This window comes from Rothia sp. LK2588 (assembly GCF_040946465.1).
Lineage (GTDB): Bacteria > Actinomycetota > Actinomycetes > Actinomycetales > Micrococcaceae > Rothia.
In genome coordinates this window covers 125443-139671 of sequence record NZ_JAYWLS010000003.1, presented here as the reverse complement: position 1 = coordinate 139671, position 14229 = coordinate 125443, and the positions used below count along the sequence as shown (strand labels likewise).

11 protein-coding genes are annotated in these 14229 nt (G+C 63.1%); 3 read left to right on the top strand and 8 right to left on the bottom strand.

Annotation, left to right across the window (positions count from 1 at the left end):
* The 5 genes from VVR12_RS07720 to VVR12_RS07700 all read right to left on the bottom strand — a co-directional run bounded on the left by VVR12_RS07720 (position 1) and on the right by VVR12_RS07700 (position 4593).
* Positions 1-564: a cysteine hydrolase family protein gene (locus tag VVR12_RS07720; protein ID WP_368550616.1), complete on the bottom strand. Its 564-nt coding sequence runs from the start codon at positions 562-564 to the stop codon at positions 1-3.
* 23 nt (positions 565-587) lie between these two features.
* Positions 588-1016, bottom strand: coding sequence for a MarR family winged helix-turn-helix transcriptional regulator (locus tag VVR12_RS07715; protein ID WP_368550615.1), 429 nt, complete (start codon positions 1014-1016; stop codon positions 588-590).
* A gap of 260 nt (positions 1017-1276) precedes the next feature.
* Positions 1277-2014, bottom strand: coding sequence for a glycerophosphodiester phosphodiesterase family protein (locus tag VVR12_RS07710; RefSeq protein WP_368550614.1), 738 nt, complete (start codon positions 2012-2014; stop codon positions 1277-1279).
* A gap of 438 nt (positions 2015-2452) precedes the next feature.
* The gene (locus VVR12_RS07705) at positions 2453-3319 is read right to left on the bottom strand and encodes a hypothetical protein (protein ID WP_368550613.1); all 867 of its coding nucleotides are present in this window, start codon (positions 3317-3319) and stop codon (positions 2453-2455) included.
* A 251-nt stretch (positions 3320-3570) separates the two neighbouring features.
* Positions 3571-4593, bottom strand: a complete 1023-nt coding sequence (locus tag VVR12_RS07700; RefSeq protein WP_368550612.1) for a hypothetical protein — start codon at positions 4591-4593, stop codon at positions 3571-3573.
* Between the two features lie 139 nt (positions 4594-4732).
* Here VVR12_RS07700 and VVR12_RS07695 point away from each other — a divergent pair, with 139 nt between their 5' ends.
* Positions 4733-6196, top strand: a complete 1464-nt coding sequence (locus VVR12_RS07695; RefSeq protein ID WP_368550611.1) for a sodium:solute symporter — start codon at positions 4733-4735, stop codon at positions 6194-6196.
* Between the two features lie 108 nt (positions 6197-6304).
* On the opposite strand, the gene VVR12_RS07690 is transcribed toward VVR12_RS07695, so the two are convergent.
* Positions 6305-8140, bottom strand: coding sequence for an excalibur calcium-binding domain-containing protein (locus tag VVR12_RS07690; RefSeq protein ID WP_368550610.1), 1836 nt, complete (start codon positions 8138-8140; stop codon positions 6305-6307).
* 348 nt (positions 8141-8488) lie between these two features.
* On the opposite strand from VVR12_RS07690, the gene VVR12_RS07685 reads away from it, so the two are divergent.
* Positions 8489-9922: an APC family permease gene (locus VVR12_RS07685; protein WP_368550609.1), complete on the top strand. Its 1434-nt coding sequence runs from the start codon at positions 8489-8491 to the stop codon at positions 9920-9922.
* A gap of 90 nt (positions 9923-10012) precedes the next feature.
* On the opposite strand, the gene VVR12_RS07680 is transcribed toward VVR12_RS07685, so the two are convergent.
* Positions 10013-10219: a cold-shock protein gene (locus VVR12_RS07680; protein WP_368550608.1), complete on the bottom strand. Its 207-nt coding sequence runs from the start codon at positions 10217-10219 to the stop codon at positions 10013-10015.
* A gap of 589 nt (positions 10220-10808) precedes the next feature.
* Here VVR12_RS07680 and VVR12_RS07675 point away from each other — a divergent pair.
* Complete coding sequence (locus VVR12_RS07675; RefSeq protein ID WP_368550607.1) at positions 10809-12284, top strand: metallophosphoesterase; 1476 nt, start codon at positions 10809-10811, stop codon at positions 12282-12284.
* A gap of 91 nt (positions 12285-12375) precedes the next feature.
* Here the strand turns inward: VVR12_RS07675 and VVR12_RS07670 are convergent, their stop codons facing one another.
* Positions 12376-13374, bottom strand: a complete 999-nt coding sequence (locus tag VVR12_RS07670; protein ID WP_368550606.1) for an aldo/keto reductase — start codon at positions 13372-13374, stop codon at positions 12376-12378.
* Between the last annotated feature and the right edge of the window lie 855 nt (positions 13375-14229).

Below are 14229 nucleotides of genomic sequence, written 5' to 3'. Positions count from 1 at the left end.
TTAGCGGGCTTCGTTCAGCTGGGCCAGGACGTCCTCGGTGGTGCCGATCTCGGAGAAGGCGGGCATGGTGCGCTGCAACGAGTTGGCCATACGCTCGGGGTCGGGGTCGGTCAGGCCGTCGGACACCACGACCACGTTGTACCCGTGGTCGAAGGCCGAGCGTGCGGTGGATTCCACACCCACGCCGGCGGCCAGTCCGGTGATGAGCACCTGGGTGACGTTGTGCTTCTGCAGGAACTCGTGCAGGGCGGGCTGGGTGAAACCGGAGAGCGCCTTCTTGAAGACCTCGAGGTCGAGGGACTCGTCGATGGGAAGGCCCTCGGCGGGGGCGGCGAAGTTCTCATCGGGCTCGCCGACCGGCGGGTTGATCTGTTTGCGACCCTCGGGCATGCCCAGCGCACGAACCCAGACCACGGGTAGACCGCGGCGATGTAGCTCGTCGGCGATGCGGGTGGTGTTCTGAATGATCCGCTGCGCCTCGGATTCGGGGGCGAATCCCAGGATACCCTGCTGCATGTCTACGGCGATGAGTGCAACGTTCTGATCGATGGCGGTGATAGCCATGGGAAACTCCTTCTCTGAGAGGTTTAGAAAATCTGGTCGAGGTGGTCGAGCGCTCGTTTGACGTCTGCGCGCTGGCAGGCACTGAGGCGCTCGTCGAGTAGTTCACTGAGCCACGCGGAACGGGCGGAGCGGATCTGCTCAACGGCCTGGCAACCCGCCGCGGTGAGGTGAAGTTCGCGGCGGCGTCCATCGGTTTCGCTGCGTTCCACGGTCACCCAGCCGCCCTCGATCAGGGTGGCCACGGTGGCGTTGATGGACTGCGGGGTGAGCAGAAGCAGGCGGGCCAGTTCGGCGCCGGTCAGCCCCGGACGCTGGAAGATGCGCACGGCGATCAGCTCTTGCGAGGCGGTGAAGGGACCCACTCCCGCGGAGGCGGCGGAGGCTCGTCGGTTCAGGCGCCACGCGAACTCGCGGACGCGCTCGGCCAGTACACGTGTGGATGTTTTGCTCATGGCGCCAGGCTACACCCATCAGGAAAACTTATCAATAAAACTGATTAGTTTGGGGTGTGGCGGGGGTATGGCTGGGCCGGAGAAGCCCCGGTAGTGGGTCGTCACGGCGGGGCGGGGCGGGCGGTCGGCTCGGCGGCGCGTCAATGCGGGGACGCGGGTCGGACGCCGCAAGCCGGGGCAGGCGCGGCCCGAGCCAGTGCGGGCTACGGGTCGGGTCGCGGGGTTACGGGCTGGCCACCCGCCCCCCGGGCGCTCAGAACCTAGCGCTCCAGGTGCACGAACTCGTGGGCCAGGTCGGTGATCACGCCGTCCACGCCCCAGTTGAAGAGCTGGTTGGTGCGGGCGCGGTCGTTGACCGTCCAGGTGTTGATGGTGATCCCGGCATCCTTCATCTGCGCCACCAACTCGGGAGTGAGCGCCAGGTGGTGCGGGTGGATGGTGGTGGAGTCGAGCATTTCAAGCTGTGACTGCCAGCTGACCTCCAGCCCCTGCGCCCACATCAGCGGGGCGACCTCATACTGCGGGGCGCGGCGCTTAAACTCCGCCAGGGCCAGGTGATGGAAGGAGCTGATGACCACCCGACGCTCGGCATCGAGCCGCTCGAGTTCGGCGATCGCAGCCTCCACCAGCTTCAGCACGCCCTCCTTCGACGGGGCGTGCGGCTTGAGTTCGATATTGCCGTCGAGCTTCTTCTCGTTCATCAGATCGACCAGCTGACCCAGGGTGGGCAGCGGCTGACCGGCGAATTCGGGCGAGAACCAGCCGCCGGCGTCCACGTCTGGGAGGTCTGCGGCGGTGAGCGCGGTGGCGGGGCCGGTGCGGTTGGTAGTGCGGTCGAGGGTGGGGTCGTGCAGCACGACCGCGGTGCCGTCGCCGATCACGTCGACGTCGGTTTCGAACCAGCGCACCCCGTGGTCCGCCCCGGCACCGATGGCGGCGAGGGTGTTTTCGGGTGCGATCGCGCTGAGGCCGCGATGGGCGAAGATTCGGCGGGTCATGTGGGCTCCTGTGTTGCCTTCGGTGCTGGCGGGGCCCTCCGCGGAGCGGCACCCACCCGGACGCGGGGTTCGGCGCGTCGGCCTCACCTCAAGGTGCCCACGTTAGGAGACCGAGCTGAACGGGGACGCCCGCGGGCGTGACCGCGCGGTAAACCCTGGGTGAACGGTGAGGGGAGGTAAGGCGGGGCGGGACGGGAGAGCATGACTGGGCGGGGTGCGCGGCGCGGCGGGACGGGCGGGGTCTGGAACGGACGCGGCCGGGATGAGGCGTCCGGCGCGGTGACACGCTCGGCATGGGCGGGTTTGTACCCAGAAAATCACCCAGTATGCACTTTTTGACATACTGGGTGATTTTCAGGGTACAGAACCGGAAGTCCCGGGCGACTCGCGATCTGGAAGCACAGAGAACCGGGAGTCCCAGCCCGGTCCGGGGGTTCCCTAAGGACCAGCCAAGATCTGCGACCGGACGAAGGCCCGCCACCGCTGTTCATGAATGGAGGGGCCGTCATCTTGGATCGCACCACGGGTCGAGTTGCGGATGGCAACGAACAACCCTGCCAGGATCACAGCCACGGTCACAACAAAACTGAGGTTCATCGCACTGTTGAGCCACCCGGTGAATTCGATCTGCCCGACTGGTGAGAGCAGGGGCAGTGTCGCCGAGCAACTGAGGGTGAATGCCGCACTGAGCAGAACCGCACCGAGCCCCCGTGCGACCAACCAGATCAGCGAAAGCAGACACGCGAAGAGGCCGGCGGGAACAGCCACGGCCAAACCCTGTTCCACCCAGAAGAGCCCTCCGAGAGTCGCAGACCCCGGCAGGATCCAGAGGTCAGGGACCTTCAACGACCGTAGGGTACCGGGCAAAACCGCGGCGAAAAAGACCATGAATTGCGCCCAGGCAATACCGTGATAAAGACCATGAGCCTCCCATGCGTGCGCGCTGAGACCCGAAGAATAGGCAATGGCCGGCCTGGTGATCTCGTTCGGGAAGATGTTGGCATCAAGGAACCATGCGATCAGCGCGCAGAGGGCGGCAGCGGCCCCAAAGTAGGCCACAGCACGCGGGATAAGAGTCAAGGCCCGGACGCGCATCGTTCGCTGGCTGGCAATCTTAGCGTCGCGACGTGCGAGGGCTAGGGCCGCCAACACCGTGACGGCCAGACCGGCCCCGGAAACCAGGAGGTCTCCGGTGGTCAGGCGCCCCGCGGCAGTCGGCATGGTGACGCGGAAACAGACAGCCAGTAAGGTCAGGGATGCCAGCCCAAGAAGAAGTGATGGAATGGGTACGGATGGGGACTTCATGGGTATCACTCATTCGGTAGGTACGCCTCACAGGGAAGCTTCGGTGGGTGTTGATGAGGTTTACCCATTCTACAGTGATTCAAGTCACAATTAGATTGTGTTACGCAGTGCAGGCGCGGTGACACACCAGACATGAGCGGGTTTGTACCCCGAAAATCACCCAGTATGCACTTTTTGACATACTGGGTGATTTTCAGGGTACAAAACCGGAAGACCCGGGCGAGTCGCGGTCGCAACCCAAAAGAGCGCGCCTACTGGTACGTGACCACCCAGGGCTTCGGGGTCAGCGCGTAGGTTTCGGCGGGGGTGAGCATCGGGGTGTCTTCGTCGTAGAAGTTCTTCCACGAGGGCTTAATCTGCGGAGACAACCCCTGCAACAGCGAGGCGTAGGTGTCCTTCTTCAACCCGGGGGTACCGTGCCCATCGGCATGCAGGGTCAGCGCCAGCTCGGGGTGCGACACATCCAGCAGTTCCCGGTTCGAGATCATCGACTGCGTGAACTGGTGTACGACCACCATCTTCTGCGGCAACCCATTCTTCGCGGTTAGCTCAGCCAGGTAGGCCAGCGACTGGTTGACCTCCTCAGCCGTCACCGAACCGATCTGTTCCAGGTGCACCTGCCACGGCAACAGTCGCCATTCGGGGTCGATACCCACGCCCACGTTCGGCCGCTTCAGCAGCTCCTCGTACCGCTTGATCTGGCTCAAAAAGTCACTACGACCAGGCTGTATGTCGAGCACGACATATACGCCATTCTTCTCCGCTTCGTCCACCAGCGGCTTCAGGCTCTCCACGGACGCCTCGTCCGAGTAGTCGCCGTCCGCACCGGGCACGCTCGAGGCGGTCGTCGCGATCACCTCAAACGCGGGCACCACCTTCTCCTGAGAGTGCGGTTGGTATTGCTCCACGAGCTGCTTCACGCGCGTGACCGATTCGGCGGGGCCCTGCTCCCCCAGCACGCCCAGGGCAGGGTTGCCCGGCGCACCGTAGAGCGCCACGTAGCGCTTGCCGTCGAAGATCTTCGCCGAGGTGTCCGCCGAGGGGCTGGGGGTGGCCGAGGGAGATTCCGAGGACGCCGCCCCCGACTGCCCCGCGGACGCCGAGGACTGCGCGGAACTAGAAGAATTCGCCGAACCAGAGGCCTGCGATGAGGCAGAGGACTTGCCACCGGCGTCCTGTGCGGAGGTGTCGGAACCGGCCGAGCAGCCGCCCAGCGCGAGCGCCGCCACGCATGCGAGAGAGATCACAGAAAGAGATGATTTTGAGGGGTACATTGTGGTTCTTTCCAGGGGGAATACAACAGGGGTTACGCCAACCCTACTCCCGCGCGGAGAACCGCCGTACTCGCGCGCGTCATAGTCTCTTAATATGTGCAAGAATGAAGCGTCTTAGTAGAACCACCTGTGAGGAACAATGAACGTTCTCATCATTTCGATCTACGTTCTCGCGCTCGTGATCTTCGGGTTTATCGGCCGAAATCGATCCAAGAACAACGAAGAATTTCGCGTCGCCGGCCGACGCCTGGGCCCCGTACTCTATACCGGCTCGCTGGTGGCGCTGGTACTGGGAGGCGCGTCCACCATCGGTGGCGTGGCCCTGGGATACACACAGGGCATTGCAGGCATGTGGCTCGTGGTCTCTATTGCGGCGGGCGTGATTCTGCTCAGCCTCTTCTTCGCGCCCACCATCACCCGCTTCAAGCTCTACACCGTCTCGCAGGTGCTGTCTGCCCGCTACGGTTCGAAGCTGACCACCCGGGTCTCTTCGATCGTGATGCTGGCCTTCACCATCATGATTGCAGTGACCTCCACGACCGCCTACGCCTCGATCTTCCGCGTGCTCTTCGGATTGAACAGCACCTGGTCGATTCTGCTGGGTGCGGTCGTGGTGATTCTCTACTCGATGCTCGGTGGCATGTGGGCTATCACCCTGACCGATATGTTCCAGTTCGCCTTCATGACCGTGGGTATGTTCTTCTTGCTGTTGCCGGTCTCGCTGGCGAACGCCGGCGGCTGGTCGGGTCTGACCTCGCGCCTGGATGCCGAGTTCTTCCAGCCCGGTTCCGTCGGCTTCCCCTCCCTGTTGACCATGTTCGTGCTGTACACCCTGGGTCAACTTTCGGGTCAGGTGATTTGGCAGCGCGTGTTCACCGCAGCCACCCCACGTGTGGCTCGCTGGGGCGGTACCGTCGCCGGTATCTACGTGGCCGCCTACGGCGTGGCTGGTGCGGTGATCGGCATGTGCGCACGGGTGCTGGAGCCCAACTTGACCAAGGCCGACGACGCTTTCGCCACCATGGCGCAGAATTACCTTCCTGCCGGTTTGGGCGGAGTGGTGTTGGCTGCCGGCGTGGCCGCGATGATGTCCACTGCCTCGGGAACGCTGATCGCGGCATCCACCATCATGCGAGTGGATATCGTGCCGATGCTCACCGGCAAGCCCGCCCCCGGACGCAACGAGGGTTCAGTGGCCGCCGACCGCGTGTACCTGGTGGTACTCGGTGCGTTGGCCACGGTGCTGGCGCTGTACATGACCGACACGGTGACCGCACTGCGCACCGCCTACAACATTCTGATCGGCGGGCTTCTGGTGGCCACGATGGGCGGCCTGCTCTGGAAGCGTGCGACCGGTGCCGGTGCCCTGGCCTCGATCGTGGCCGGCGCGGCGGGTGTGGTTGCGGGCATCGCGATCTTCGGCGTGACCGCAAACCAGCCGATCTACATCGGGCTGGGGTGCGCGCTGGCGGCCTATGTGGTGGTTTCGCTGCTCACCAAGCCGAACCCCGGCGCTGGGCTGGACGCCGCACTTGCCTCCGAGGAGAACGCTGCGGCTGGGTCGCACCCCGCAAGCGCCGCCCTCGGTTCCGAGCGGGCCTAAGCGTTACCCGATCGACACATTAAAGAAGCCTCGGCAACCCCTCCAGATAGGGTTGCCGAGGCAATTTTTTTGCGGCGCGGCCTGAAGCGTGAGCCTGAGGCGAGAGCCTTAGCGGGTGGAGCGTCCCGAACGACGCGCGCCGAGCACCGCTGCGGTGCCTACGGCGAGCAGGAACAATCCGCCGGAGAAGGCGAGCACTGCGCCGAAGCCGGTGTTGGCCAGGGTGCCGTAGTACGACTCATCGGCCGAGCTATCTGCCGGGTAGAACTGGGGGTCGGAGTAACCCTGTGAGTCGTCAGCGTAGTAGCTTTCACCGGCGTAGTAACCACCGCCGGTGTAGGCCGAATCAGCCAGGTGGAAGTCCTGACCGGTGCTCCCGTTGCCGGTGTTCTCGTAACCGGGGGCAAGTTCGCAGGCGGTGCCGTCACGATCGGCGTCCAGGCCGGGGCCGTACCCGTAGTCACCGACGTGAATGGGGCCGCCAACTGCCGCCCAGACCGCCGCGCAGTTCTTGTACTCAAAGTCAGCATCGGCACTGTTGTTCGGCGCCGGTGCGGACGGCTGTGCCGGCGCGGGTGCCGCGTCAGCGGGGGCCGGGGTCGCAGGTGCGGGCAGCACGGTGGAGGGCTGGCTCGGCTGGGCGGGGGCCGGTGCGGAGTCGCTCGGGGCGGGTTCAGTAGGTGCGGGTTCGGTGGGCGCGGGGGCAGACGGAGCAGGCTCGCTGGGTGCCGGATCAGTCGGCGCGGGAGCCGGTGCCGGGTCGCTCGGCGCCGGAGCCGGAGCAGGCGCGGTTTCGGTCGGCGTGGGGTCAGCGGGGGCCGGGGTCGGCTCCGCGGCCGCACCCACCACGGTGATGTCCACGCTGAACGACTCGGGGGCCGCCGCCACCATCGCCGCCTCCTGGTCGGAAGTGAAGGTGATGGTCGCGGTGCCGCCGGATAGGCCGGTCACCCGACCGTCGGCGTCCACGGTGGCGATCGCGTCGTTAGAAGACGACCAGGTGCCGCGCAGCTGGGTCTGCCCCAGCCCCGGGTAGGCGGGGTCGGTGGCCGGGTTGATCACCACGTCGGTGGTCTGACCGACGTTGATCTGGCTGGCGGCGGTGGAGATGGTGTACTTGGCCACCAGCGACTCGGGAAGGGTGAACTTCGAAAGATAGGTGCCGTCGAGGTTTTCGCCGACACTGTTGCCCGAGTAGCGCAGCGGGGCAACCCACACGCCGGCGTCCAGGGTGCCATTGGTGCCGGGCAAGAAAGCCATGGCGAAGCCGTCGGCGCTGGGGTTGAGCATGTTGTGCAGGTGCCCGTTAGCGGGGCCGAACGCGCCACCGGACTGCTTGAGCGCCGGCAGTTCGTCGTAACCCCAGGCCTGGATCAGCTCATCGACGCGGAAGTCGAGGGCGATGTTCTCAAAGAAGTTGTACCCGGTCGAGTCTAGGCCGTGCCCGGTCGGACGCTGGTGGGTGTAGAACACCTGAATCTCGGCGGCGCGCTGCAGGGCGAGCTTCTCGAGGTTGGCATCCCAGCGCACGTTGTCGAGGTACTGGGCCTTGGTGGTGATGCCGTGCTGAGCCAGGAATTCCTGCAGGGTTTGGGTGCCTGTCGCGCCGTCGGTGTTGAAGACGGGGTTTTCGTCCCACATGTCGGAGCGTAGCTGCTTGAGCTGATCGATCCAGGTCTGGCGGTGCACGTTCTGCTCGACGGTCACCACGGTGCCGGCCAGGTAACCCGGGGGCAGCTGAACACCGGTTTCCAGGGTGGGGTAATCGCTAGTCGCCGCCGCGGACGCCAGGGTCGGCGCGGGCACGGAAGAGGCGGCGGGAGCAGGCAACGGGCCGGGGTATTCAATGGCAGAAGCGGGGGCAATGCCAGAGAAAAGCAGGGCCAGCGTGGCCGAAGAAAGTGAAGCGGTAGTAAGGATGGTCCTCTTCGAACGGGGGTACATCGTGTTCTCCAGGAATGTGCGAATGTGAGTGATATGGGGGATGCATTCCCCAGTATGGGGGACATTTATTGAACATAGTAAGCGGTCACACAACGGAATTTGGATATGTGTCGCACTTTTCCTGAGAAATCTCTCAAAATTTTCACCAGAAAGTGACCTCGCGAGGGGTAGCCGCCCTCAATGTCCGCCGCCACACCCAGAGTTGATGGGTTCCGATCAGCATTTAAGTGGTCTAGGATACACACATGTCGCACATCACACAAGATGCATAAATTACATATGTATGTATAATTATTCCATTCTCACCGCGGGGTCACCGCGAATCCACGTCACCAGGAGCCACCCATTATGGCAACCGTTAAAGAGCGCCTCCTCAGTCGCAAACCCATCGGGGGTTACGACGACATCGACGACGCGCACGGCAAAACCGGCCTAGCCCGCAATCTCGGCCTCGTACAGCTGACCTCCCTCGGCGTCGGTGCCACCATCGGCACCGGTATCTTCTTCATCCTGTCCGAAACCGTGCCCATGGCCGGCCCGGCTACCATCGTCTCGTTCATCATCGCGGGCATCGTCGCAGGTCTGACCGCGCTGTGCTACGCAGAGATGGCCGGTGCCGTCCCGGTGTCTGGTTCGTCGTATTCCTATGCATACGCAACCCTCGGCGAGGGTGTGGCCGTGCTCATCGGTGCCTGCCTCCTGCTCGAATACGGCGTTTCGGTGGCGGCGGTGGCCGTCGGCTGGTCGCAGTACATTAACGAGCTGACCAACACGCTGTTCGGCTTCGCGCTACCCGACGCGCTCTCCTACGCACCCGAGGAAGGCGGCATGATCAACCTGCCCGCCGTCGTCCTCATCTTCGCCTGCGGTCTCTTGCTCTCCCGCGGTGCCCGCGAGTCGACCACGCTCAACGCGATCATGGTCGCCATGAAGCTGATCGTGCTGGCTTTCTTCGTGATCCTCGGCATTCAGGGATGGAACACCGACCACTTCGCTGGGTTCTGGGACGCCGGTGCGAGCGGCATCCTCGGGGCGGCCGGCGTCGTGTTCTTTACCTTCGTGGGCCTGGACGCGGTCTCCACCGCAGGCTCGGAAGCCAAGAACCCCCGCCGCAACATGCCGCTGGCCATCATCCTGTCCTTGGTGATCGTCACCGCTTTCTACGTGCTGGTGGCCACCGTCGCCATCGCCGCCCAACCCGTCGCGAAGTTTGACGGCCAAGAGGCAGGTCTCGCTGCGATCCTCAACGACGTCACTGGTTCGAACATCTTCTCCACCGTGCTAGCAGCGGGCGCGATCGTCTCGATCATCTCGGTGACCCTGGTGGTGCTCTACGGCCAGACCCGTATTCTCTACTCGATGTCTGCCGACGGTCTGCTACCGCCGATCTTCCGCCGCGTTGACCCGAAGTCGAAGACCCCGGTCGCCAACACCTGGATCGTAACCGTGGTGATTGCGATCCTCGCCGGTGTTGTTCCCATCAACTTCTTGGCCGAAATGACCTCGATCGGAACCCTGCTGGCGTTCCTCGTAGTGTCCATCGGCGTGATGATCCTGCGCCGCACCCACCCCGACCTCCCGCGTTCCTTCCGCGTTCCCGGCTACCCGGTGGTGCCGATCCTCTCGGCCATCGGCTGTGTGGTGATCATCGTGACCCTACGCCCGATCACCCTGCTGGTCTGCTTGCTCTGGATCGCGGTAGCCTTCGTCTACTACGCCCTCTACGGGTACAAGCACTCCCGGTTAGGTCAAAACTTGGCCCAGAACGACCTGCGGCACTAGCGAAGACTGCGGGTGCACGCGAAAGGGCCCGGCATCGTGAAAGATGCCGGGCCCTTGTGCTGTCACCGGGCGTTTGCCCGGCTCAAGTTATTAGCGCTGAACGCTGATGTTCGTAGCCTGGGGACCCTTGGGGCCCTGCTCCGACTCGAACTCAACCTTGTCGCCCTCATCGAGCGAACGGAAGCCATTGGAGTTGATGGCGGAGAAGTGTGCGAACAGATCGGCCGATCCGTCGTTGGGCTGAATGAATCCGTAGCCCTTTTCAGCGTTGAACCATTTAACGGTGCCAGTTGCCATAAGAAGTTTCCTCCTGGAAAACCTGCGCTCAGACCTCGAGCGCTAAGAGGTAGTGTTCGTTTCCGAGAGGAACCGCAAAAATTCAAACTGTTACTGCTTCAAAACTTACTCAACCAACCGTTGAACACTGAGCTTCACTCTACGCGAGTTTCACAGTTTTGCGGCAAGGCGCCCGGCGAGTCTCTTTTTTATTTTCTGGGAGGACCGGTGAGGACGCCCGCTGCGGCACAGCGCCGATTGCCCGCTACGGCACGACGTCGGGTGTCCGGGCGTTCCGGGCGCCGGGGCGTCCGGGGGCCTTAAGACGCTCGGCCCCCTACCCCCCCCCCCGATTTGATCGTGACTGTGAAAGTGTCGAAATGACCGCCATGTGGCGGTCATTTCGACACTTTCGCGGTCATGAACGATTCGAGTTCAACATCTCGCGGTCAGAACGGAACTTTCGCGGTCACCCCCCGCCCAGGACCCCGCGCTGACCAGGAGAACACAGTTTCCACCCGCGCCAGGTGCAGGCCACACAGAATTAGCGTTCCGTTCAGACCCCACCAGTACTACTGAAGGGGCATATTCATCACTCACAGGAGACACCGTGAACGCTTCCCAGACCGAAACCTCGTTCGTCCCCCGCCGCACCGTGTTGACCGGTTCGCTGGCCGCCACCGCCGGGCTGGGGCTCACTCTCGGCGCAACCGCTCCCTCCCACGCAGCCACCACACTCTCACTGACCGGCGGCGACTTCACCGTCCGCGCCGGCAAGGTGCGGGACGCCAACCAGGGGTGGCGCTCGTCCTACGAAATTTCGGAGCACGCCACCGTCACCTCCTGGGACGCCCTGCCCTTCGAACAATTCGACGTGCCGGTACGTAGCGGGCAATGCGTGAGCCTCGTCTGGCGCGGCACCGCCAACCCGGGTCAGTTAGTGCGCCTGCTGGTCTGGAACGCGGGAATTTCTGGGTACGACGAGGTGGCGAGCACCCACGTAGCTGCGGACGGCTCGGCCCGCCTGGAGGCGTCCGTGGACGTCGCCGGTCGCCTGATCAACAACGCGATCCGCGTGGTGGTGCAACACTCGGTGGGGTACGCCGGCGGCAACCTGTCGTTCCGCGACTCGGCCGTGACCTACGAGCACCCCGAGGATACTCCCCGCTCGGCCTACGACTTCACCCTCGCCTGGGAAACCGACACGCAGTATTACAACGAGCAATTCCCGCAGCGCCAACTCGATATCCACGATTACCTGTTGCGTCGCCGCCGCGACATGAACCTGCAGTACCTCTTCCACACCGGGGATATCGTCGATGAATACGATCAACCCATCCAGTGGGAGCGGGCGGACGCCGCCTACCGCCTGCTCGACCGCGCCGCGTTGCCCTACGGTGTACTGGGCGGCAACCACGACGTCGGGCAGTACGACTTCAAGGGCTTTCCGATCTACAGCAACTGGTTCGGCTCGTCCCGCTTTTCCGGGCGTCCGTGGTACGGCGGTAGCCACCAGAACAACCGCGGCCACTACGACCTGATCAATGCCGGCGGTCACGACTTCTTGATGCTGTACATGACTTGGATGCCCGGCGCCGACCAGTTCGCGTGGATGAACCAGGTGCTGGCGGCGCACCCCGAACGCACCGCGATCATTTGCGTGCACAATTACCTAGACGTCGACGGTAGCTACCCCGGTTCGGCCACGGCGCTGCACGACCAGGTGGTCGCCAAGAACCCCAATGTGCGCATGGTGATCGGCGGGCACTACCACGGGGCCCTTCACACGCTTCACCGCTTCAGCGACGGCGGCTCGCAACGCACCGTGCACAACGTGCTCTTCGACTATCAAGATCTGCCCGAGGGTGGGCAGTCGTTCGTGCGGCTCATGCACTTCGACAACCGGGGCGGCAAGGTTCTCATGCGCACCTATTCCCCGTACCTCAAGCGCTATTCGAGCACTAGCTGGCGGCTCCAGCCGAAGCACCAGGAGTTCACGGTGCCCTATTCCGACTTGGGCCTGCGAGCCACGCAGAAGAAACTCGCGACCACCGAGCTGACGGCAACGCTGTCTGAGGTTCTCTAGAAATACCGTTGACGCCACACTGGGGTGGCGCCAAAGGTATTTTCGGGAATAGTTGTGCGGGGCGAACCGGTACGCCCAGGCGGGCATCCGCCTAGAAGAGCGCGATCCGCGCGGGTGCGGGGAAGATCTCGTCGAGTTTCGCGAGGTCGTCCGCGGTGAATTCCACGGACGCCGCGGCCGCGTTGGTGCGCACCTGGTCGACGGTGGTTGCCCCGGCGATCACCGAGGCCACCGGTGACTGCGCGGCGAGCCAACTGAAGGCCGCCTGCACCTCGGTGATCCCGCGCTCTGCACAGAACGCAGAGAAGGCCTCGAGCTGGTTCCAGTCGGCATTCTCGAGCACCTCTTTCTTCGAGTGAGAAAGCCGGGATCCCTCGGGGGCCTGCCCCTTGCGGTATTTGCCGGTCAGCAGGCCGTTCGCCAGCGGGAAGTACGGCAACACGCCGAGGTTGAAATGGCGGGCGGCGGGCATGACCTCGAGTTCGGCGCGTCGGTCGAGCAGGTTGTAGTGGTTCTCGGCCGCCACGTACCGTTGCGCGCCCAGTTCGCGGGCGATGTACTCGGCTTGGGCGATCTGCCACCCGGCGTGGTTGGAGTGGCCGATGTAGCGAACCTTGCCCTGGTCGATCAGGGTGTTCAGCGCGGCGAGCGTTTCTTCGGCCGGGGTCACACCGTCTGGGGTGTGGTAGAAGTACAGGTCGATGTGGTCGGTGCCCAGCCGCTTCAAGGACGCCTCGACCGCGCGCATGATGTAGCGGCGGGAGCCGCGCGCGCCGTGGTCGGTGCCGTTGCTGCCCTTCATGTCCATGCCGAATTTAGACACGACCACGATGTCATCACGTGCGGAAGAACCCAGGTGTTGGAGGGCTGAGCCAAACATTTTTTCGCTGGTGCCGGGGGTTTTGCCGTAGATATCAGCAACGTCGAAGAGATTGATGCCGGCCTCGTAGGCGGCCGAGATCACGGAGTTGACTCCGTCTTGATCTTCGGTGGGGGTTCCGGCGCGTCCCAGGTTGTTGCATCCGAGGCCCACAGTTGAGACGGTGAGGCCGGAGGCGCCGAGCTGGCGGTATTCAATGGATTCACTCATACCACCAGCCTACGCGGCACGGTGCGCGGAAGAAACGGGGTAGAAACAGGGATCGGAAGAACCGCACGGCCCGGTTGTAACAGGCCAGGGAGTAAAAGCCCTCAGATACCTCGACGCCCCTCGACATCTTAGGGGAAATGCCGAGGGGCTGGGGAAATCAGCGCATACGCCGAGCAACGTCGGACGCTGCGCTCACCATAATCGAGGAATCCGGACGGATCTCAGATTTAGCAGATACTGAGGATCGTCCTTAGTGCGGTTGTTTCGCGTCAACCGACTACTCATTTATACACGTAAATTTTATCGATTCCCATATCTTAGAGAGCATTTCTTGAGAAATATTTTAAAAAGGGAGCCCGGCGGAAGATACGCGACAATCAGTTTAGTTAACGTAATCTATCAACACCCTTAGTCAGGGGCCGATTAGAGCCTTGTGAACCACTCGTCGCGACCCAGCTTCGCCTCACACTCTCATCGCGGCCGGGAGGCGCGACACGACAGCGAGGGGTGAGAAAAGACTGGCTGACATGACGCTGCGCCATAAGCTCCCCTAAACGGGCGAAGTCTATCACCCAGAAAACCCACAGCCGCAACCGACCTCCCCACGGCCTTTCAGGTTTCTCCCATGTGGTGCACAGCCTATTCAGACAGCTATCTTTACAAAACCTATTCTCAACTTTACTTTAACACTTTACAGAGAAATATATTCTAAGGTCTGACCACACTAATGTTTAGTCTCTTTAGTTTCTACCAACCAGGTCTCATATTTGCTCTAACGACATTCATATAACCCCTGTTTCCACCGGCAGTTCCCACCTACCAACCCGGCACAAAGAATGACCTCAATACCGAACC

Coding starts and splice junctions, on each gene's coding strand:
- VVR12_RS07720 (WP_368550616.1), bottom strand. CDS start 564: ATGGCTATCACCGCCATCGATCAGAACGTTGCACTCATCGCCGTAGAC.
- VVR12_RS07715 (WP_368550615.1), bottom strand. CDS start 1,016: ATGAGCAAAACATCCACACGTGTACTGGCCGAGCGCGTCCGCGAGTTC.
- VVR12_RS07710 (WP_368550614.1), bottom strand. CDS start 2,014: ATGACCCGCCGAATCTTCGCCCATCGCGGCCTCAGCGCGATCGCACCC.
- VVR12_RS07705 (WP_368550613.1), bottom strand. CDS start 3,319: ATGAAGTCCCCATCCGTACCCATTCCATCACTTCTTCTTGGGCTGGCA.
- VVR12_RS07700 (WP_368550612.1), bottom strand. CDS start 4,593: ATGTACCCCTCAAAATCATCTCTTTCTGTGATCTCTCTCGCATGCGTG.
- VVR12_RS07695 (WP_368550611.1), top strand. CDS start 4,733: ATGAACGTTCTCATCATTTCGATCTACGTTCTCGCGCTCGTGATCTTC.
- VVR12_RS07690 (WP_368550610.1), bottom strand. CDS start 8,140: ATGTACCCCCGTTCGAAGAGGACCATCCTTACTACCGCTTCACTTTCT.
- VVR12_RS07685 (WP_368550609.1), top strand. CDS start 8,489: ATGGCAACCGTTAAAGAGCGCCTCCTCAGTCGCAAACCCATCGGGGGT.
- VVR12_RS07680 (WP_368550608.1), bottom strand. CDS start 10,219: ATGGCAACTGGCACCGTTAAATGGTTCAACGCTGAAAAGGGCTACGGA.
- VVR12_RS07670 (WP_368550606.1), bottom strand. CDS start 13,374: ATGAGTGAATCCATTGAATACCGCCAGCTCGGCGCCTCCGGCCTCACC.